The sequence below is a fragment of the Dyadobacter sp. CY347 genome, assembly GCF_021502655.1.
Taxonomy (GTDB): domain Bacteria; phylum Bacteroidota; class Bacteroidia; order Cytophagales; family Spirosomataceae; genus Dyadobacter.
The window spans coordinates 1,097,727-1,119,056 of the sequence record NZ_JAKFFT010000002.1 but is presented as its reverse complement, the minus strand read 5'-3'; the positions used below and the strand labels follow the sequence as shown (position 1 = coordinate 1,119,056).

At 47.6% G+C, this 21,330-nt stretch carries 14 protein-coding genes; 9 read left to right on the top strand and 5 right to left on the bottom strand.

The window, feature by feature from the left end; all coding sequences use genetic code 11:
• Nucleotide 1: 1 nt before the first annotated feature.
• Nucleotides 2–1,777 (bottom strand): ATP-binding protein, encoded by a 1,776-nt coding sequence (locus L0659_RS05450; protein WP_235124689.1) that lies wholly within the window; start codon nt 1,775–1,777, stop codon nt 2–4.
• Between the two features lie 210 nt (nt 1,778–1,987).
• Here L0659_RS05450 and msrB point away from each other — a divergent pair, with 210 nt between their 5' ends.
• Nucleotides 1,988–2,554 carry a peptide-methionine (R)-S-oxide reductase MsrB gene (gene msrB, locus L0659_RS05445; RefSeq protein ID WP_235124688.1) on the top strand — a complete coding sequence of 189 codons (567 nt, stop codon included), beginning with the start codon at nt 1,988–1,990 and terminating at the stop codon, nt 2,552–2,554.
• A gap of 155 nt (nt 2,555–2,709) precedes the next feature.
• On the opposite strand, the gene L0659_RS05440 is transcribed toward msrB, so the two are convergent.
• Genes L0659_RS05440 through L0659_RS05430 form a run of 3 tightly spaced genes read right to left on the bottom strand, consistent with a single transcriptional unit; the run spans nt 2,710 to nt 4,762 of the window.
• Nucleotides 2,710–3,405 (bottom strand): hypothetical protein, encoded by a 696-nt coding sequence (locus tag L0659_RS05440; protein ID WP_235124686.1) that lies wholly within the window; start codon nt 3,403–3,405, stop codon nt 2,710–2,712.
• A complete protein-coding gene (locus L0659_RS05435) occupies nt 3,402–4,169 on the bottom strand; it encodes an LVIVD repeat-containing protein (protein ID WP_235124685.1) in 768 nt (255 codons plus the stop codon). Before L0659_RS05435 ends, L0659_RS05440 begins: the two co-directional genes overlap by 4 nt.
• 56 nt (nt 4,170–4,225) lie before the next feature.
• A complete protein-coding gene (locus tag L0659_RS05430) occupies nt 4,226–4,762 on the bottom strand; it encodes a hypothetical protein (RefSeq protein ID WP_235124684.1) in 537 nt (178 codons plus the stop codon).
• Between the two features lie 93 nt (nt 4,763–4,855).
• On the opposite strand from L0659_RS05430, the gene L0659_RS05425 reads away from it, so the two are divergent.
• The 5 genes from L0659_RS05425 to L0659_RS26370 all read left to right on the top strand — a co-directional run bounded on the left by L0659_RS05425 (nt 4,856) and on the right by L0659_RS26370 (nt 14,454).
• Entirely contained in the window at nt 4,856–6,238 is a 1,383-nt protein-coding gene (locus tag L0659_RS05425; RefSeq protein WP_235124683.1) for an AraC family transcriptional regulator, read from the top strand.
• Between the two features lie 209 nt (nt 6,239–6,447).
• Nucleotides 6,448–7,422: a c-type cytochrome gene (locus tag L0659_RS05420; RefSeq protein WP_235124682.1), complete on the top strand. Its 975-nt coding sequence runs from the start codon at nt 6,448–6,450 to the stop codon at nt 7,420–7,422.
• A gap of 1,883 nt (nt 7,423–9,305) precedes the next feature.
• On the top strand, nt 9,306–10,583 hold the full coding sequence (locus tag L0659_RS26460; RefSeq protein ID WP_409018822.1) for a T9SS type A sorting domain-containing protein: 1,278 nt from the start codon (nt 9,306–9,308) through the stop codon (nt 10,581–10,583).
• Between the two features lie 149 nt (nt 10,584–10,732).
• Nucleotides 10,733–13,687 carry an ATP-binding protein gene (locus L0659_RS05410; RefSeq protein WP_235124680.1) on the top strand — a complete coding sequence of 985 codons (2,955 nt, stop codon included), beginning with the start codon at nt 10,733–10,735 and terminating at the stop codon, nt 13,685–13,687.
• A 116-nt stretch (nt 13,688–13,803) separates the two neighbouring features.
• Nucleotides 13,804–14,454 carry a response regulator transcription factor gene (locus L0659_RS26370; RefSeq protein WP_304488759.1) on the top strand — a complete coding sequence of 217 codons (651 nt, stop codon included), beginning with the start codon at nt 13,804–13,806 and terminating at the stop codon, nt 14,452–14,454.
• Between the two features lie 31 nt (nt 14,455–14,485).
• Here the strand turns inward: L0659_RS26370 and L0659_RS05400 are convergent, their stop codons facing one another.
• On the bottom strand, nt 14,486–15,595 hold the full coding sequence (locus L0659_RS05400; RefSeq protein WP_235124679.1) for an acyl-CoA desaturase: 1,110 nt from the start codon (nt 15,593–15,595) through the stop codon (nt 14,486–14,488).
• Between the two features lie 216 nt (nt 15,596–15,811).
• On the opposite strand from L0659_RS05400, the gene L0659_RS05395 reads away from it, so the two are divergent.
• From L0659_RS05395 to L0659_RS05385, 3 genes are all read left to right on the top strand, one after another.
• Nucleotides 15,812–16,468, top strand: coding sequence for a response regulator transcription factor (locus L0659_RS05395; protein WP_235124677.1), 657 nt, complete (start codon nt 15,812–15,814; stop codon nt 16,466–16,468).
• Between the two features lie 343 nt (nt 16,469–16,811).
• On the top strand, nt 16,812–19,571 hold the full coding sequence (locus L0659_RS05390; RefSeq protein ID WP_235124676.1) for a DUF1553 domain-containing protein: 2,760 nt from the start codon (nt 16,812–16,814) through the stop codon (nt 19,569–19,571).
• Between the two features lie 277 nt (nt 19,572–19,848).
• Nucleotides 19,849–21,324, top strand: a complete 1,476-nt coding sequence (locus tag L0659_RS05385; RefSeq protein WP_235124675.1) for a DUF1501 domain-containing protein — start codon at nt 19,849–19,851, stop codon at nt 21,322–21,324.
• Nucleotides 21,325–21,330: the final 6 nt, after the last annotated feature.

The following is a 21,330-nucleotide window of genomic DNA, read 5'->3' as shown; positions in this document are numbered from 1 at the left end:
ACTACTGCTGTCGGGTGATCCAGGCAATGGTGGCGAGCTTCGCGTGCAATATTTGCGGATGGAATGGTTTTGAAATCCAGTCGTCAAACAGGCTTAGCGTGCCGCCGGATTCGAGCGATTCGCGGCTCGTGGCCGTCAGAGCGATGATCTGGACTTTGGCTTTTTCAGAATTTTCAAATGCCCTGATTTTCTGCGTAGCCTGGATTCCATCCATGACAGGCATATTGATATCCATTAAAATGACTTGATAATCGTTGGCCGCCATTGCCTCCACCGCCGCCAGGCCATTGTCGACGATATCGAACCGGACATCCCATTTTTTTAGAAAGCTTTTCAGGATCATCGCGTTCATTTTATTATCCTCGGCAACGAGTACGCGGATATCCAGCGGGCCTAATTCTTTTTCCGGTGCAAGCGTTTCAGAAACAACCGGTTGCTCCGTCAACGGATATGCAAAATCGAAGAAGAATGAAGTACCAACCCCTTCCTGGCTCTTATAATCCAGCCTTCCGCCATGGAGGTTGACCAGTCGCTGCGCAAGGGATAAGCCCAGGCCAGTGCCATGATATTGCTTTTTCATCCCCGAGTTGACCAGCTTGAACGGCTCAAAAATGTAGGGAAACACTTCAACCGGAATTCCAATCCCCGTATCCGACACATTGAAAAAGATCTGCAAATGGTGCTGCGCAACCCGTTCGGCTTTCAGGGTCACCTCAATAGAACCCTCCTCCGTATATTTAATAGCATTACTGACCAGGTTCATGACAATTTGGCCCAGCCTGACCGGATCGCCCATTACCCAAAATTGACCGGACTCTGGTGAAGCATTGAGTTTCAGCGCCAAACCCTTAACGTCGGCAGATGCTTTCAGTTTCTGACAAATGTCGGTAACAACCAAACCTGGCTGAAAAGGCTTTTTATTGAGTTTCGTCTGGTTACCCTCAATGTCGTTCAGATTGAGGATGTCGTTAATGATCGAGCTGAGGATGTCGGCCGAAAACCTGACATTATCCAGATTCTTCACTTGATCTTCTTTGGAATTTTCAAATGAAAGCAGATCCAAACCACCGATTATCGCATGCAATGGTGTGCGGATCTCGTGCGACATGGTGATCAGGAAGTTCGTCTTATATGCAGCCAGATCACGCGCTTCCGTAGCCGCTATCTTTAATTCACTCAAAAGCGTTGTTTCTTTCACATTCGCCAGTTCCGATTCTTTAAAGAAAAAGTAGTGAATGTAGATCAGCATTAAGTAATTGTACACCAGCGCAAAAGTGAGGGCATATGTATCTACGGCATAAGCCTGTATTTTAATCTCGAGAGGAAAATATTGGTCTAAAAAAAAGACAGATCCCACCAGCAAAACGCTGAGCATTGAATAGAAAAGTCCCCACCTGGGCCCGAGGATATAAAATCCGGCACTGAGGATGACAAAAATGAACTGAAAAGTAACCAGGTAATGTCCCTGCTGATACAACACCGCAGTCGATAGCACGATCAGGCAAAGGGATATCAAGGCAAAATGCCCGACTCTTTTGAAAGGAACTCCCCGCCGGAGCATTTCATAGCCTGTCCAGGATAAAGTGGTGAAAAACAGGACCCTCCATAGTAAGAAATTTTTGTGTTGCACAAAATGCAGTACGGCCAAAAGCACGCCCATCCCACAATAAGCAAACAAAAGAAACCGGAGCGTCTGCTGTCTGATGTGACTGATGGCAAACGTATCCTGCCAAAACGCCGGATACTTGACTTTTAAAGACCTTAAAATTTCCTGCATACAACGCTGAGCTATATTCGTAACCACTAATATGAAGCTTAATACACGAATATTTACTGCAAGCCCTACATTTTTATATTAAATAGCTCAATAGGCGGTTACATTTTTTTGAATCTCTTTTTAAGTGATATTGTTACTTAAAATAGTCCCGCATCCAACTATTTGCGCCGGCATATCGTATATTAAGAAAACATCAAAACCATAAACAGCATGAAGAAGTCAATCGCGCTCTTGTTCTCAGGCGTGTTCGCATTAATGCTGCAAAGCTGTTACGGACAGTCATCCCCGGCGCAGAAAGAGCAGAATAAAACGCCCGCTTATTCCCGTAAGGATTCAATAGTAGTTAATAAAAGCAATGATGAATGGAAAAAGGTCCTTTCACCGGAGGTTTATGAAGTGGCGCGTTTGAAAGGAACAGAACGCCCATTCACCAGCGAATATGAACATTCCAAAGAAGTAGGCACATTCTATTGCGCCGTTTGCGGCAATGCACTTTTCAAAAGTAATGCTAAATACGAAAGCGGATGCGGCTGGCCGAGCTTCTTTGAACCGATCAGCAAAACCTCGATATTGGAAGCGGCAGATAATTCACATGGCATGCGCCGGACCGAAGTAATGTGCGGCAAATGCAAATCGCATTTAGGGCACGTTTTCGAGGATGGCCCACCTCCTACCGGCCTTCGCTATTGTATCAACGGTGTAGTACTGGATTTCGAAAAAGCCAAAACCGCAGAGAAGAAATTCAACAGCAAAAAGAAAGCAGACAGCGGAAGTTAAGCGGTCTAAAATCGCGGCTAACATTAAATTCACTCGAGACACTTTCCAGGATTTCAAGTTAACTTACTTGAAGTCAGCGGGAAGTGTCTTTTTTATTGAGTATTTGCCTTTGAAGGTCAAAACACTCATCAAAGCCAAATGCATTTAATCCTGCACTAGTCTTCAAACTTCCCTAAAATAATCCCGAGATGGGCGCCCAGGGTTAGGCTGGGGATGAAGTCTGTTGTTCCGGGTGTATCGTATTCGAACCAGCGGTCGGTTCGGGGGATCCTTGTGTTTTCGGGAAGGTCCGTAATGGCCTTCACGCGGATGCTGCGGAAGCCAACCCCTGCGAAAAGGTCCAGCGCGATGCGGCTGCTAAAGTAAAACTGCATTCCGGCTTTGGCATGACCGGCTTGCACCATGCGCCTGGTTTTTACGAGTGTGTTTTCAAAATAACCGCAATTTCCCCAGGGCTGCTCGCATTCCATTCCAACCCATTTGTTATCCCTGTAAATAACTTTTTTCAGCATGAATTCACCAGCTATGTAAGGTTTCATGCGGCGTTTGGTCAGGTAGTAATAGCGCAGCTGTGTTCTACTTTTGAAAGTTTCTTTATTGGGCTGGTCGGCTCCGGGGCTATACCACAGGTTCATTGCCGACGGGCCGTAGCCCAAATCCTGCTGCAAAGAAATTCCCGTAGTGCCTAACGGAACCTCGACGCCAAACTGAACGGAATTATCGAAATCGAAAAGCGACATCGGTGCAAACTTTATGATCACACTTTTTTGGGCCGATGCTGCATCGATTTGTCCAAAAGAATTCAATCCCATAAACCAGCAACCAGCGAAAACAACCAAAAGTAGCCTCATAGAACAGGGATTTTACTCAGAAATTCAATGTTGTCTGCGTCGTCATGCTTGTATTGGAAAAGGCCTTTTTCACCCGTAACGATCAAATGTTTATCTCTCACGATAATGTCATAGGCAGGCAGATCACCCATTGTTTTTTTAAAGACCGGCTTGGCGGGATCACTGATATCCAGCACGGTCAACCCTATGGGTCCCTCGCATACAAACAGTTTGCTGCCAGAAACACCCAAACCGTAAGGCGATGTCATGCGCTGCGTGTGCACCATTTGTGGTGCCGTTGGATTGCTTACATCCACGACATCGAGCGAGCTGGCCGTATTCTGTGGCCGGCAGCTAACTCCATTGCGTAATGTTACATAGGCATATTTGCCCTGCACCACCACCGGATCGCACGATTGGATATGCTGATATTTGCTTTGTAATTTGGGATCCCTCGGATTGATGTTATTGAAAATATACATGCCATCCATGGCGCCTATGTAAAGATTGTCGCGATAAGGAAATATGGTTTCTATCCCGACGCCCATGTCTTTTTTGACCGATTTCACAGGATTCGTGCCGTTTTCAATGTCATAAACTTCCAGCGATTGCTTGGTAACGATGTATAGCGTGTTTCCTGTAATTGCAAACCGCGCCATAGAGCCGCCAGCGCCCGTTTGCGGATTTAAAGCAGAATCATTCCGGCCATCCTCGCAGCCCGTCAGAATAAGCACTAATCCAAGCACAGCAAGGCCTAAAAATATAAATGGAGCAATTTTTTTCATGGTCTACAATTCGTTTTCTGCATTTTCACTTGAATTTTCGGGTATTTCAATGTTGCTTACCGGGAGCAATTCGGCCTTTTTGCCATTGGTACTTTTTCCCAGCCCGTTACAATGCCTTTTTTACTTTCTACGCATTCAAAATAGACGTTGTTGAAAGGCGGATAATTATTGACCGGAACTGCATTGGGGACTGTCTTTGTAAGCTTGGGCAACTTAGGGTCACTGATGTCAAAAACGACCAGATTTGTCAGGTTATCAGCATATAAATATTTTCCTTTCGCTGCCATATCGTAATTGCCTGCAATGGAAATGAAGGAGATATTCTTAGGATTTTTGGGATCCAAGTTATCGATAATGTGAATGCCCTTACCCGACTCGTTGATGAAAAGATAGGGATCGAGCACGTATATTTTCCCGGGCTTGGACAGTGGCTGCGCGTCAATAACCGCTATCTTGGCCATATCTTCCTCGGTGGTGTAGATGGGCCTGTAACCTGTGCCATCGAATGAAAATCGCTCAAAACGATCGTCGCTGTCTGTGATGCAGGAAGAGACGATGGCGACAAGGAAAAATAGACGCAGAAGATTATTCATAGTGCAGCAATGGTTTTGCCTGTTTTTCTTTCAGACACAATGTTGCATGAGATAGTTGCAAGTAAAATATTCAATATTCAAACTTATCGAGCCATGAAACCAACCATTGCCGTACTACCCTTTGCAAACCTGAGCCACGACCCCGAAGAAGAATATTTCAGTGACGGGGTTACCGAAGAGATCATCAATGTGCTGAGCCGCGTTCCGGGTTTACAAGTCGCCGGACGGACCTCGTCTTTCGTTTTCAAGGGCAAAAATGAAGATCTCCAAGTCATAGGTGAGCAGTTGAATGTGGAGCACATTCTGGAAGGAAGCATCAGGAATTCGGGCGAGAAATTGCTGATTAATGTGCGGCTTGTCCGCGCAGCAGACGGGGCCAACATCTGGTCTGAGCAGTATGACCGGGATCTGGACGATATTTTCGACGTGCAGGATGAAATTACACTGGCCATTATGAACGCGATCAAAGTGCAGCTGCTGGGTGATGAAACTGTAAGCACGTTTAAGCGGTATACGCACAACAAAGCAGCTTATCAGCTCTATTTGCGAGGCCGTTTTTACCATAACAAATTTGCCGGGCCTGACACCTATCAGAAAGCCATTGGTTATTTCGAGTCGGCCATTGAACAGGACCCTACCTACTCAATTGCCTATGCGGGCATTGCGTCCTGTTACCTGAACATGTGGTTTTACAGGCATCTGCCTGCGGCTACAGCTTTGCCGTTGATGAAGCATGCCACCGAGCAGGCGCTTGCGCTGGATGACGGCATTGCAGAAAGCTATCTCGCATTAGCGCGGATGCAGATGCTGAATGAATGGGACTTCCGGAGCGCATCTGCCTCTTTTGCAAAAGCACTGGAACTGAACTGGAATGCAGCCGATCTGATCGGTCAGTACGCGCTCTATCTGGCTTTGAGCGATCGATATGCCGAAGCATTGGAAAAAACAGCATTGGCATTGTCACTTGAACCCTTTTCGCTGATCAATAACTTTTACGCGGCTTACGTATATTGGATTGCAGAAGATTTCGAAAAAGGCGTTGAGCAGGGACAGAAGCTGGTGGCTTTGGAACCTTCATTCTGGGGCGGCCACCTGATCATTGGCCTCAATCTGATCACTTTGAAAAACTATCCCGATGCACAGGAAGCACTGGAAACAGCTCTGGAAATGAATTATAACGGCATTACCCTCAGTGCCTGCGGTGTATTGTTCGGGTTGTCGGATGAAACGGAAAGTGCGCGCGACATTCTTACCCAAATGACCTCGCTGAGCAGAACACAGGTGGTTTCCAATTATGATATGGGCGTCGTGAATGCTTCTATTGGCCATGTAAACGAGGCTGTGACTTATTTCCAGGCCGCTATTGATCACCACGAGCCGCCTATGCTGTTTTTCAAATTCATTGTCCGTGACTGGCTTTCTGCTTCCGGCCAGGATGTACATTATCAGCCGCTTATTGATCAGATAATCAAGTAATTGGTTTTTTATAATGCCACGAATGCACGGATGGACACGAATGTGATTGGTGTCCATCCGTGCATTCGTGGCCTTGCGCCAGATAAAACATCGGCAGCGTGACCGTTTAATAAGTTCTGTCGAAAACAGCTCAGCGTGAAAGGCTTAGCTGGTAGTAAAGTGACCGGTTTTTTTACTTTTGCAATTTGAAAAAACCCTCATTCTACTCTATGAAAAAACTCTTCAAAGTAATCGGGATCATCGTTCTTCTTCTCGTTGTGGTGGCCGTTGCGGCTGCTTCTTATGTAAAATTAGCACTTCCAAACGTCGGAGACGCGCCGAAACTTACGGTCGAAAGAACGCCTGCCAGAGTGGAACGCGGCCAGTATCTGGCCAATCATGTGAATGTCTGCATGGATTGTCATAGCACGCGCGATTGGAGCCTGTTTGCGGGTCCGGTCGTACCCGGGGACATGGGCGGTGGCGGCGAGATCTTCAACCAGGAAATGGGTTTCCCCGGCAATTTTATTTCCAAAAACATCACACCGTACGGCATAGGAAACTGGACCGACGGCGAGATCTTCCGCGCTATCACCACAGGCGTCAACAAAGACGGCAAAGCGCTGTTTCCGGTAATGCCATATCACGCTTATGGCAAAATGGACCCCGAAGATATTTATAGCATTATCGCATATTTGCGCACGCTGAATCCGATCAAAAAAGACATTCCGGCTTCCGAGCCCGACTTTCCGGTTTCCATTTTACTAAACACCATGCCGACAAAAGCCCCGCTGGGCAAAAGGCCGCCGGAGGATAACATTGTAGCAACCGGAAAATATCTGGTAACAGCGGCATCGTGCGTGGAATGTCATAGCAAAAGAGAAAAAGGTGACATTGTTCCGGGCAGTGAATTTGGTGGCGGGCAGGAATTCGGACTTCCTTCGGGAACCATCACTTCCAGAAACATTACGCCGGACGTTAAAACCGGCATCGGTTCATGGAGCGAGGAAGCCTTTGTGAAACGCTTCAAAATGTATAGGGATTCAAATTACGTAGCACATAAAGTTGGCCCGAAAGATATGAATACGATTATGCCATGGGCTATGTATTCGGGGATGGAAGAAAAGGATTTGATAGCAATATATGCTTACCTGAGAACCCTCGAACCGAAAATTAACGAGGTCCCCAAGTTCATACCGAACTAAACCTCAACGCATTTCAGTACCAAATTCCGGTGTTTTGTAACTTCTGCTTTACCGTAAAATAAATTGGATATTGTTATAATAAGAAAAGATTGACGTCTGCTTAGGACGCAACATCCTGTTTATAAACAATGACTATTATTGGATGTGTATACTCAACGTTAAGAAAACGGGTCAGTCCTTCGGGATTGGCCCTTTTCGCTTTTTATAGCTGAAATAATAGTCTGAATGCTAGTCACCGGGCGATTATTTTACCGAAAAAAAATTTCCTATTAATTCTTTATTAATTCATAGTTAAGCAAAAATTATAGGTGTGGGTCTAGATTTGGATTTTTCACTTATAAATCTTTACTATGAAAAAGAACTATTTACTGCTGCTGCTGCTGCTAGTCGTCGCTGTTGTTCAGGGTTATGCGCAGGTTACGCCTGTGGATGATTGTGAAGCGCTAACCGGATGGGGAGGTGGCGGCAATGCATTGAGCCTGGACAGTAATGCTCCCGTTCAAGGCAGCTTTTCCATCAAATCCGAAGGCGGTAACACCGAGCGTTTCAGAAAAAATTTCGCAACGCCCATTAACACAGGCATCGCGGCCGGCGACCTCAACATTTCCTATCTGCAATTCTCACTCTTTGTATCCGACATTACCAAGTTCAGCGCTTCCGAAGGCCAATTTGAAATCACCAGCTCAGGTAACCCCGACACCGACGAGTATAGCTGGGGAACCGGCAGCGTAAACCTGCGAAATGGCTGGAACAATGTGGTACTGCGGCTGAGCGCGGCAGGAAAATCGGGCAACCCGAACCTTTCTGCAATTAATTTTTTCAGGTATTACAAATTCATCAATGCCGGGGAATCTGTCATTATCAAGATCGATAACATCCGTTTTACCAAAGGTTATGAGGGCAGCCAGTTGATTGGGGCGAAAATTTTCAGCGCAGCCGACGACCAGGCCGGATGGTCCGGAACAAATGCGGTTACTGTTGACAATGCGAATAAAATCCTGGGAAGCGGCTCGCTGACACGCACCGGATCGGGCCAGGAATGGTTTGTTTTCAATGCTTCCCCATTCAACACAACTGTAAGCGAAGCGGGCGGAATCGTTAAATTCTGGCTTTACGTGTCGGATGCAAACCAGCTTAACGGAGCCGGGGACATTGTTTTTTCCTCATCCGGTCAGCCGTCTGGCGACGCATACCGCTGGAACCTCGCCGCCCAGAAGATCCAAAATGGCTGGAACCACATCATTTTACACCTATCGGACGCAACGAAGCAGGGAACTCCCAATCTGGCAGCCATCAATTATTTCCGCATTAATCAACCTTTAACAGCCAGCATTACAGCCAAGATCGACGAGATCGAGTTTTACGAGCCCACTGCGGCAACTACCGCCAACCCCGCAGACAATACGCTTAATGGCAAGGTCATGTTTGGTTATCAGGGCTGGTTTGGGTTGCCCACAGACGGCGCGCCCACGCACAACTGGTGGCTGCATTGGTTTGGCGGAACGCCGGAGCATGCAAATGCAACCGTGGATATGTGGCCTTATATGGGAAATTACCCGCAGAATGAACTGGTTGCAACCAATATGACCTATAACAACGGCTCACCGGCCAAGCTGTTTTCGAGCTATAATTACAACACGGTCGATGAACATTTTAAATGGATGCAGGAACATGAGATCGATGGGGTGTTTCAGCAGAGATTCCTGGATTATTTCCGCACGGGCGATACGCGTGTACACAGGCATTTCGACAAAGTGCTGGAAAATGTGCAAACTGCCAGCAACAAATACGGCCGTGTGTATGCGATCATGTACGATCTTTCCGGCGGCGACGCCACGTCTACGGAGCAGGTCATTGCGGACTGGAAACGCCTTGTGGATGAAATGGGCGTAACTTCTGAAAGTAATTATTTATGGCACAAAGGCAAACCACTCGTTGCATTATGGGGAATAGGCCTGGCATCCAACCCGGAGGCAACGGCCGAACGCTCGGAAAAACTCGTAAAATGGTTCAAGGAAGGTGACCCGAACGATCCTACCGACGACCCAAAATACCGCGCAAACATTATGGGCGGCCTTAATAACACCTGGCGCAGCCATTCAGCAGCATGGCTTGCCGTATACGACATGCTGGACGTGATCAGCCCGTGGTCGGTGGGCAGATACAGCAGCGAAAGCGGTGCCAACGAATTCGCTAACAACACGATACGGCCCGACATGGCTTATCTCTCGCCTAAAAGCATTGACTATATGCCGGTAATCTTCCCCGGATTTTCCTGGTTCAACTTGCAAACTGTGCGCGATAATCCGGAAGGCGCAGTAAAAAATTCCATCCCCCGCAATGGCGGCAGCTTTCTGTGGCAACAGTCTCAGAATGTGATCAATGAGGGGGCTAATATGGTTTATCTGGCCATGTTCGACGAAGTGGACGAAGCAACTTCTTTCTTTAAAATGGAGAAGTTTGCAGACCATACGCCCAAGGGAGGCGACACCTGGTTCCTCTCACTGGATGCGGACGGTTATGACCTTACGCCCGACTGGTTCATGGCACTGGGCGGCTATACAAAAAAAGTGCTGGCCGGAAAAGCAACCAACAGCCTGTCTGTGCCGCTATATCCGAATGCTTTGACAACAGATGCCGGCAATGCCCTGCCGGTAACCTTGATCAGCCTGAGCGCAAAACCGGAAGGAAGCCTCACCAATCTGAAATGGCAGACTTCCCGGGAATCCAACAGTTCGCATTTTGAAATACAAAGAAGTATGGATGCCAAAAGTTTCATTGAAGCAGGCCGTGTAAATGCGCAGGGAGATGCGGCCAAAAACACCGATTACCAGTTCCAGGACGTGGATTTATCCGCAGGACGCTATTATTACCGGCTAAAAATGACAGACCGCGACGGCACTTACGCATTCAGCAGCATTGTCACCTCGGAGATTACCGACAACACCGATATCAGCATTTATCCAAATCCAACTTCCTCGCTGGTTCGCATCAAGTCAGAAAGCATCATTCGCGAGGTTGAGATTATCAATGCTGCGGGACGGAAGATCCGGACATTGAATCCTGACAAGCACTTTTTCGAGCTCGACATCAGCGCCTGGATGCCCGGCGTTTACATTGTCCGGGTTAATGGCGTGGACCGGAAGATTGTCAAACATTAAAACATTTGGCCAATCCGGCAAGCAAAGCAGCAATATCCGGCCTTATGGATCGGGATTATGAATTGAATGTGAAGGTTAGTAAATTCCTGCTTCTGAACGAATCTTCGCCATAAGCGCTGGTTGAAGAGGTTCATCCTAACCCAAACCGGATGCCAGAAACATTGAGAAAACTGATCAGGCAACACAGAAACGACCTCTTGTTTCTGTGTTGCCTGCTTTTTTCGGGCCATATTCAGGCGCAATCATCCTTGGTGCATGTCACTGCCGATAGCCTGGCTAACAAGACAAGTTCTTTATCCCTGCAAAAATCCAAATGGAAATTTCATCCCGGCGATGTTGCTGAATGGGCATCCCCTCATTTTCGGGATAATGACTGGCCTGAGATCAAAAGCAATTTTGGAGAAAAAGCATTACCGAAAGACTGGAAAGGGATAGGCTGGTTCAGGGTAAGGATCGTTGCAGATTCAACATTGACGGGGAAAACGCTGGCGCTCCGCATAAACCACGACGGCGCATCGGAAATTTTCATCAATGGTTTTAAAAAAGGCGGTTATGGAAAGATTGGCAAAAGTGGCGGTGAAATGACCGCCATGCGAGCGCCTAACGCGCTGATCCCGTTTGACGCTGCCATTTCTGACACCATCTTCATCGCCATCCGTTACGCAAATTTCCGACCTGCCTTTGATAATTTCCACGGATTTGAAACATGGATTGGCATCTATCAGGAACTGTTACCCGGATTGGAGATTAAGTCCAATAGCAGCATTTATATGCTGATGAGTATTTCTGCCATGACCGCATTTGCCTTGCTGCATTTGTTTTTGTTTCTTTTTTATCCAAAGCAAAAAGCCAATCTGTATTATGCCCTCTTTGTGGCTTTTGCGGCCGGAACGCAGATCCTTCGCTATTGGTATCAATATACGCCCGACCCTGAGCTGCAAGCTTTCGCTCAGCCCGCTTTCAACACAGCAAAAACACTCGCCACCGTTTTCGTTGGCCTGTTGCTTTATAAAATTGGTGAAGCCAAAATCTCACGCCTATGGTATGCCCTGATTCTCGTTCCGGGCCTATACTATCTGATCCGTTTTTCGATTTTTCCACCGAAAGTGTATGATGATCATTTCAATCTATACTTCCTGCTGGTGACCGTCTTAGGACTTCGGGAAGTCTTCAAAGCCTGGCGGAACGGCCGGAAGGGCGTCTGGCTGATCGGGCTTGGGATGTTCATTACCGCATTGTTTTTCTTTTTTGCGGGTGCGGACGTGCTGGATCTGTGGGTCGGGAAGCCGCATATGGTTGACCAATTGATGGCGGTAGGGCTGCTGTTTATGCCGTTGTGCTTCTCGATATTCCTTGCACTGGATTTTGCACGGACAAATAATGATCTGACCCTGAGGCTCACCGAGGTGGAAGCGCTTTCATCACAGAAGCTTCTTGCAGAAAAAGACAAGCGCGAACTTATTGAACAACAGGCAGAAACATTAGAAAAAACAGTTATTGAAAGGACAGCGCAAGTACAGCAGCAGGCCGACAAGCTCCGCGAACTCGACACATTCAAATCCCGGTTTTTTATCAATTTAACACACGAATTCAGGACGCCATTAACATTGATACTCGGTCCCGCCGAACGTATTTTATCCCAAAGCCGCGACATTGAATTGCGTAATCAGCTTGGTATGATCACCCGAAATGCGAAAAGATTGCTTAAAATGATCAACGAATTGCTGGATCTGAGCAAATTGGAGGCTGGCAAAATGCAACTGACTAACGCGCCGCTTGAACTGGTAGGTTTTATAAACAATGTAGTGCAGTCATTTGAAACACTCGCAGGCCAAAAACAAATCAGCCTTCATTTTTCATCTGATAAAGAAAGCGCAGTTGCCAACACAGACAAGGATAAATTGGAAAACATTCTATACAATCTCTTATCCAATGCATTCAAATTCACCCCGGGCGGTGGCAGTGTTTCGGTCAAAGTTTTATTTCAATACAATGGTCTGCACAACCAAATGATCATGAGCATTACAGACACCGGCACCGGCATACCCGCCACAAAGCTCCCCTACATTTTCGACCGCTTTTTCCAGGCTGACTCTTCGGACGCCCGCCCGCATGAAGGCACCGGGATCGGTCTGGCCCTTACCAAAGAGTTTACGGAATTGCTGGGAGGGAACATTGCCGTGGAAAGTGAAGTGTCCAAAGGCACCAACGTCACAGTTAAAATCCCGATTGAACTGGTCACTGAGCGAGCGGAAGTGAAAAATTTTTCTGTCCCACAAAAGCCTTTGACCGAAGCCATAACCAACCGGACAAATCAAAACCATTTAAAATCCGCCGATGCAAACCTGATCCTGATCATTGAAGACAATGCTGACCTGCGCGCCTTCATACGCTCCTCGCTGGCCGGAAATTACCGCATTATGGAGGCAGAAAACGGAGATCAGGGCCTTAGCCTGGCATTTGATCACGTGCCCGATCTGATCGTTACTGACCTGATGATGCCCGGAAAAGATGGTTACCAGGTTTGCATGGATATAAAAAGCAATGAAAAAACAAGCCACGTCCCGGTGATCATTCTCACGGCCAAAGTGGATATTGACAGCCGCCTTACGGGTTTGCAAACCGGCGCGGACGCTTATCTGCGCAAACCTTTCTACGAACCCGAACTGATCGCCCAAATCGAAAACCTGATCACCACGCGGCAGGCGCTTCGGGATAAATACAACAGCAACAACCTTTGGCTCACCCACACAGCCGAGCTGCCTTCCATTGAGCAGGCATTTCTGACCAAAGTCCGTGCAGCGCTGGAAGCGCATTTAGCCGACGAAACTTACAGCGCCGAACTCCTGGCCGGTAATGTTGGGCTCAGCCGGACGCAGCTGCACAGAAAATTAAAGGGGCTAATCAACCAAACCCCGGGAGACCTTATCCGCACGGTCCGCATGGAAAAAGCACTGGAACTGCTCCGGAAAAATGCAGGAACTGTCGCAGAAGTGGGCTATATGGTGGGTTATGGCAACCCTTCTAATTTCTCCACAAGCTTTACACAGCATTTCGGATTTCCACCGAGCGAAGCATTGAAAAAAGCGGATTACAAGGTTTAAACGCACCTTCTAGCCTGTGAAAGTCGCTTTGTTACATTATCAAATGCATTTGCAACAAATCCAAATGCGTGTGTGAACCATAACGACGTGCTTTGGGAATGTTCAAATCACAGGTTATGAAACATTCCGTTGCACAAACACTACTGGTTCACCCGCACCCATTGGAACGCGAGGCCGTTGCTGAGTGGTTACAGAAAAAATCATCCATTGGTCTGGTTGGAAAAAGCAGTTCGCTCGAAAAAGTGGCCCGACTCCCCTATCTCGCTGACATTGATATCATCATTGCTTATGCCTATGAGGCCGAAAGCGTTGCGGCCCAGATCATCACCCTGCGAAAATCCCGTCCAGGGCTACGGTTTTTACTGATGGGAACCAGCTCCTGTACAAAATGGGTCAGCGAAATTGTCCGGTCTGGAGTGAGCGGTTTTATTGCGATTGATTCCGAGCTCGATGAGTGGGAATATGCGATCAAAGCGGTTTCGGAAGGGAAAATATACTACGGCCAGGAAGTGATCATGAAGCTCTCAGAAGCACCATCCGATCAAAACGATTGTCAGCCCGTTACCAGTTCAACGCATTTTTTAACCAAAAGGGAAATTGAAATTCTGAGATTAGTAGCCAGCGAATATTCCACAAACAGCATTGCCGACCAGCTATTCATCAGCGGTAAAACCGTGGAAACGCACCGGCGAAATCTTTTTCAGAAGCTGGGAGTCAAAAATTCAGTCGGGCTGACGAAGGTTGCAGTAAGGCTGGGGGTCGTGTAGCAGCATTCCGTTTAAAAACGATCACCTCATTTTAAACGATTGCCTCACTGAATTTCGGCGCGCCGAAACGTTTCAGACTGACAATGTGAGAGCTTACTGCCATCAAAAATGATTTGTTTTCAAGATAAGTAAGCCCGAATTCACTTGCGGTCTGCTTCACAATAGGCGCAAGTTTTGGATAATGCACGTGGCAAACTTTTGGAAACAAATGGTGCTCGATCTGAAAATTTAGCCCGCCGATATACCAGCCCAGCCATTTGTTATTTGGTGAGAAATTAACGGTCGTTTCCAGCTGGTGAATTGCCCAATCTTTTTCGATAACCCCTTTCTCATTGGGATGCGGATGCTCGGTGCCTTCAACGGAATGCGCCAGCTGAAAAATCACGGTCAGAACCAATCCGGCTGCAAAGTGCATCAGCAAAAACCCTCCTAAGATTTGTCCGAAAGGAATGTGAAAGATCAATGTCGGCACGCCCAGCAGAATCGCGAAATAAGTAAGCTTCATCACGATCAACCCGGTCAGCATTTGCCTGTTTTCCGCATTGCTCTGCCTGTTAACACCCGATTTGATGAAGTGATAATATTGGATAAAATCTTTCAGGATCACCCAGTAGAGCGTCAGTATGCCATAAAAAAAGAAAGCGTAAATCCACTGGAACCGGTGTAAGGGACGCACTTTTTCGTCAGGGGAAAGCTTGATAACGCCGCGGTCCTTGATATCCTCGTCCACATTGGGCACATTGGTATAAGTATGGTGCAGAATATTATGCTGCAATTTCCAGTTGAGCACGCCTGCGCCCGCGAGGTTAATGGTGTAACCCATCCACTTGTTTACAGCCGCATTTTTGGAAAAAGCGCCGTGGTTGGCATCATGCATCACGCTCATACCGATCCCCGAAATGCCCATGCCCATCACAAGCCACAGCAGCATTGCCACCCAAACCGGCGGGTTAAAGGCAACGATCGCAATAAACGGAAGGATATAACTTGAAATGAGCACAACAGTTTTAATAACCATTGTTTTATTAGCATACCGCGACTTTTGGTTTTGTTCAAAATACTGGTCAACCCGCTTTTTCAGGGTTGGGAAGAACAGGCTTTTGTCAAGCGCAGCAAATTTGATTTTTTCAGGATGATTCATTGATGAAGAAGTTAAACTCGGTTTGGGGGAAGCCACAGAAGAAAGCAGAATCTAACTTGATCACGTCGTGAAGCCTATATTTATAAAACGCTGAAAATCAATATTTATTAGACTTTGTTCAAATTAATATTATTTTTGATTCGTATAATTTGGATAATTTTATACAATTATCACATTTCGCCATTTTCCTAGATAAAGTCGGCCTATCTTTAACCCATGGCTGAGTCCGACACCGATCACGTTACCAACATTGTAATTCTTGATACACATCCCGTTCTGCGCAAAGGACTTGCGGTGCTATTGCAGGAAAATTTTACCAATATGCGGGTGACGGAAGCCAAGAATGTGGTTGAGTTGCAGCAGGCTGGCCCTGAGCCCGGCCCTTCCCTGTTTATCGTCGTCATCAATTCAGATGTGGAGGAAGATGGCATCAGTCCTGTGTTTGAACTCAAAGCCGCTTATCCCGAAGCGCCCGTTATTTTATATGGCGAAGAGCCAAAACCGGAACTGGTGATATCCTACTTTAAATCAGGCATTAATGGTTATGTATCAAAACACAAAGACCTCGCCGAACTCATCACTTGCGTCAATATGGTTTGCGCCGGCAAGCGTTATGTGAATGCAGAATATATGGATTTCCTCTTCGGTTATCTGATCGACAACTACAAAACCTCCAAAAAGCGCGACCTGCTAACGCCCCGCCAATACGAAATTGCCCGATTGCTGATCCAGGGCTTATCGACAAGTTCCATTGCCGAAAAAACCGGCCTGCATATCTCCACCATCAGCACATTTAAAACGGCTATCTTTCAAAAACTCGGCATTGACAATGTCTTGAAGCTCAAACAAATCCTGGAATCTGAGGAAAATTGAGGCTCCATCACCTCCAAACCGACGTGTAGTTCATACCGTTCAGCTTCCTTCCCGGATCGTTCTTAAATCAAATCCAAATACCAAACCGCTAAGTAAGAGGAGTTTTTGAGCAAGTAATGTATCCCGAACTCCGCCGGAAGAGTAAATTCAGCCGTCCAATTGATTATCTTGGTATATAAATAAAACATTTTGCCAAAAAATACAATGTCGACCGGGTAGCTAAGGCAAAAAACTATGTTTTACTTCTGCCGGTGATAGAGTTGCCGGGCAACCCAAATGGGAAGCAGAATGCGACCTGGCAGTAGTCATAGGCGATTGATTTTTTTAACAAAAAAATTGAAGGATGCTGAGTAACAGAATATTTATTGGCGCGGGGGTTCTTATCATTGCCGTATCTTCCTTTTTCTGGCTTTTGGGCTCGCTGGGCTCATCCTCGGTGGATTACAACACCGAGGTGAAGCCAATTTTGAACAAACATTGCATGGGCTGTCACGGTGGCGTAAAGAAGGCGGGCGATGTGAGCTTCCTTTTTGAGCATGAAATGATGGAGCCGGGCAAATCAGGCAAGATCCCGGTCGTTCGCGGCGATGCGGATGCCAGCGAAATGATCCGCCGCATATTAAGCGACGATCCCGACGAGAAAATGCCAAAAAACGGCACGCCTTTGAAGGAAGAGGAAATTGATATTCTAAAAAAATGGATCAATCAAGGTGCCAAATGGGAAACACATTGGTCTTATAAAAAGATAGAAAAACCTGATGTTCCTTCGCTGAACGGTTTTAGTAACCTCTTTGGATTACTTGACAATGCAGATAAAAAATGGGCTACGAATGAAATTGACCATTTTGTCCTGTATAAATTAAAAGATAAAGGCCTCAATGTTTCTGCCGAAGCCGACCGCGCAACATTGATCCGCCGCGTCAGCCTGGACCTGACAGGGCTTCCGCCAACCGAGCAGCAAGTCGCTGATTTTGTCAATGATAAATCTGAAAACGCATACGAAAAAGTAGTCGACCGATTGCTGAAATCGCCCGCATATGGTGAGCGCTGGACTTCCATGTGGATGGATCTGGCGCGTTATGCGGATACAAAAGGCTACGAAAGTGACGGGGGGCGGACGATGTGGCGTTACCGGGATTATGTGGTCAAATCATTCAATCAGGACAAGCCATTTGACCAGTTTACCATCGAGCAGCTGGCAGGTGATTTGTTACAAAAAGACAAAGACGGCTTCCCGCTGGAAGAGAACATGATCGCCACGGGCTATCACCGCAACACGATGACCAACAACGAAGGCGGGACCGACGACGAGGAATTCCGCACCGCCGCGCAAATTGACCGGGTTAATACAACCTGGGAGGTTTGGCAGGGAACCACATTCGCCTGCATTCAATGTCACAGCCATCCCTACGACCCCATTCCGCACGAGGATTATTACAAATACATGGCCTTTTTCAACAACACCCGTGATGAAGATGTGTGGGATGAGTGGCCTAAGATGCGGTTTTACAAAGGGGAAGATTCCGTGCGCGTAGAGCGTGTAAAGAGCTGGATCAGGGAAACCAGGCCAGAGCAACTGCCCGAAGTAACGCAGTTCATGAAGGTGATGGAGCCCAAGATCAATGCGCACAATTTTGTAAAAGGCGATCAATCGACCGTGCTTTTGATCTCTTATTATGGTGTAAAAAACAATGGAAATGCCAAGATCGCCGGCGTGGATCTGTCCAATGCCGATAATGTGGTGCTGAATGTCTCCACCAAAGCGCAGAACGCGGTGCTTTCGCTGCATTTGGACAAGCTCGACGGGCCGGTTATTTCTCAAATCAATATGCCTGTCAGAGATTCTGTGGTCATTGCACCGCTGATCAAAACGCCTGGAAAACACGACATTTTCCTATCCTTAAAAAGCACTAAAAACCCCGACGAATGGGTGCGCATCACCTGGATGGCATTCCAGAAAGCATTACCCGGCAAGGACAAGCCTGAATACAACAACATTGTGGCCGACTACGCAACCATATTGACACGCCAGACGGAAAGTATGCCCGTGATTTGGGAAGGAAAAGGTGATTTTGCGCGCAAAACCAACGTGTTTGTAAGAGGAAACTGGATGGTCAAAGGCGCGGAAGTAAAACCTGACGTGCCAAAGCTGCTTGCTCCAATGCCCAAAGACGCGCCCCGGGACCGCGTAGGTCTGGCCAAATGGATCGTCAGCCGCGATAACGCATTGACTTCCCGCGTGATCGTAAACCGGTTCTGGGAGCAGTTATTTGGTAAAGGAATTGTAGAAACAGTCGAAGATTTCGGTTCCCAGGGAGCCGAGCCGACACATCCGGAATTGCTTGATTGGCTGGCCGTCAAGTTTATTGAACAGGATAAATGGAGCATTAAAAAAATGCTGAAAACCATCGTAATGTCCTCCACTTACCGCCAGAGTTCCAAAACGGACGAAAACAAATTGGAAAAAGATCCTTACAACATCTGGATCTCCCGGGGCCCCCGCGTGAGGCTCAGCGCCGAGCAAGTCCGCGACCAGGCACTTGCATGCAGCGGTTTGATCTCGGACAAAATGTACGGCCCGGGCGTGATGCCACCACAGCCTGACAAGATCTGGCAATCGCCATACAGTGGTGAGAAGTGGGTTTTGAGCGAAGGTGAGGACCGTTACCGTCGCGGCGTTTACACTTATTGGAAGCGCACAGCACCCTACCCTTCCATGGTCACATTCGATGCGCCAAGCCGGGAATTCTGTCAATCCAGGCGCATTCTGACCAATACACCGTTGCAGGCCTTGGTCACATTAAATGATCCGGTATACCTGGAAGCCGCAGAAAAACTGGCCACCCGAATGCAGCAACGCGGAAAAACGCCCGCGCAGCAACTCACGGAGGGTTACCGCATGCTGACTTTCCAAAGCATTGAACAAAAAAACCTGAATGTGCTGGTGAAAGTCTATAATCAGGCGCTGCACGCCTACAAGAAAAAACCTGTGGAAGCCGACAGCATGCTGGCCTATGGAAAAGAGCGCACCCCAGAACTAGCTGCGCTCACCATCTCAGCCAATGTCATGCTCAATCTGGATAATGTTATTACAAAGGAATAGCTCTTTTTATCCCCGGGTTGAAACCCGGGGCAATAGATGATCGAGCCGATGGCTCTTATTGATGATAACTGGGCATTGGCTGGAAGAAGTTAGTTAGGCGAAAAAAGCCCCGTCAGGGGCGAACGATATTCCAGACTCGGGATTCATCCCGGGTTAAAAAAACGTCCGGGATTCATTCCGGGTTTAAAACGAGTCAACAAGCAAAAAAAAGCCCCATCAGGGGCGCCAGATATTTTACCCCGGGATTCATCCCGGGGATCCAGAAAAGATCAAAAACATGGAAAACCTACGAAAAGAACTCCAACATACGGCATTGCTTCACCAAACGCGGCGGCACTTTTTGCAGTCGGTGGGTTTTGGGCTGGGTGCATTGGGACTTGGGACGATGCTGGATTCGTGCGGGCCTTCGGCGGCGGCTGATCATGCGGGCGGCGAAATTGCCAAATCACGCATTCCACAGTTTGCGCCAAAAGCCAAACGAGTCATATACATTCACATGGCCGGCGCTCCTTCCCAGCTCGAACTGTTTGATTATAAGCCGGAACTGGTGAAATATCATGGAAAGGACTGCCCTGCCGAGTTTTTGGAAGGCAAAAAATTCGCATTCATTCAAGGCGTTCCCAAAATGCTGGGGCCTCAGGGACATTTCGCGCAATACGGCCAGTCCGGCGCATGGATGTCTGATTATGTGCCTTACCTGCAAACGGTTGCAGACGAGATCACCTTTCTAAAAGCCATGCATACAGATCAGTTCAACCACGCGCCTGCACAGTTGCTGATGCATACGGGAAGCCCAAGGCTTGGCAGGCCTAGTTTGGGCGCATGGTCGGTCTATGGCTTGGGATCTGAAAATCAGAATCTCCCGGGCTTTATCGTGCTTGCTTCGGGTGGACAGCAGCCCGATGCAGGTAAGAGCGTTTTCGGCAGCGGGTTCCTGCCCTCGGTTTACCAGGGCGTGCAATGCCGCACCGGCGGCGATCCCGTGTTATATGTGAGCGATCCAAACGGCATGAACCGCGATATGCGCAAGCAGACCATTGAAGCCATTAATGAAATCAATAAACAAACTTACGAGGACGTTAAGGACCCTGAAATTCTGACGCGGATAAGCCAGTACGAAATGGCATTCCGCATGCAAATGTCTGTCCCTGAGGTGATGGACGTTTCCAAGGAGCCACAATTTATCCTGGATATGTACGGCGTAAAGCCCGGCAAAGGCACATTTGCCATGAACTGCCTGCTGGCGCGCAAACTGGTTGAAAACGATGTACGCTTCGTGCAGCTTTTCGACTGGGGCTGGGACGGCCACGGCACTTCCAAAGATCATAATGTAGAAGGCGGCCTGCGCCAGAAATGCCGCGAGTCCGATCAGCCTGTTGCAGCATTGATCAAGGACCTGAAAATGCGGGGATTACTCGAAGAAACACTCGTGATATGGGGCGCTGAATTTGGCAGGACGCCCATGCAGGAAAACCGGAACGGGCTCGTCATGCCATTCATGGGCCGCGACCACCATCTGGACGCATTCACGATGTGGATGGCCGGTGGCGGGGTTAAGCAAGGTTTTTCACACGGAGAAACTGACGAACTGGGTTATTATGGCACCAAAGGCAGAACGCATGTTCATGATTTACAGGCAACAATTCTTCATTTAATGGGTTTTGACCACGAAAAATTCACCTATCCTTTCCAGGGAAGAAATTTCCGGCTTACCGACACAGAAGGAAAGGTTGTAAAAGAAGTAATTGCCTAAGTACTA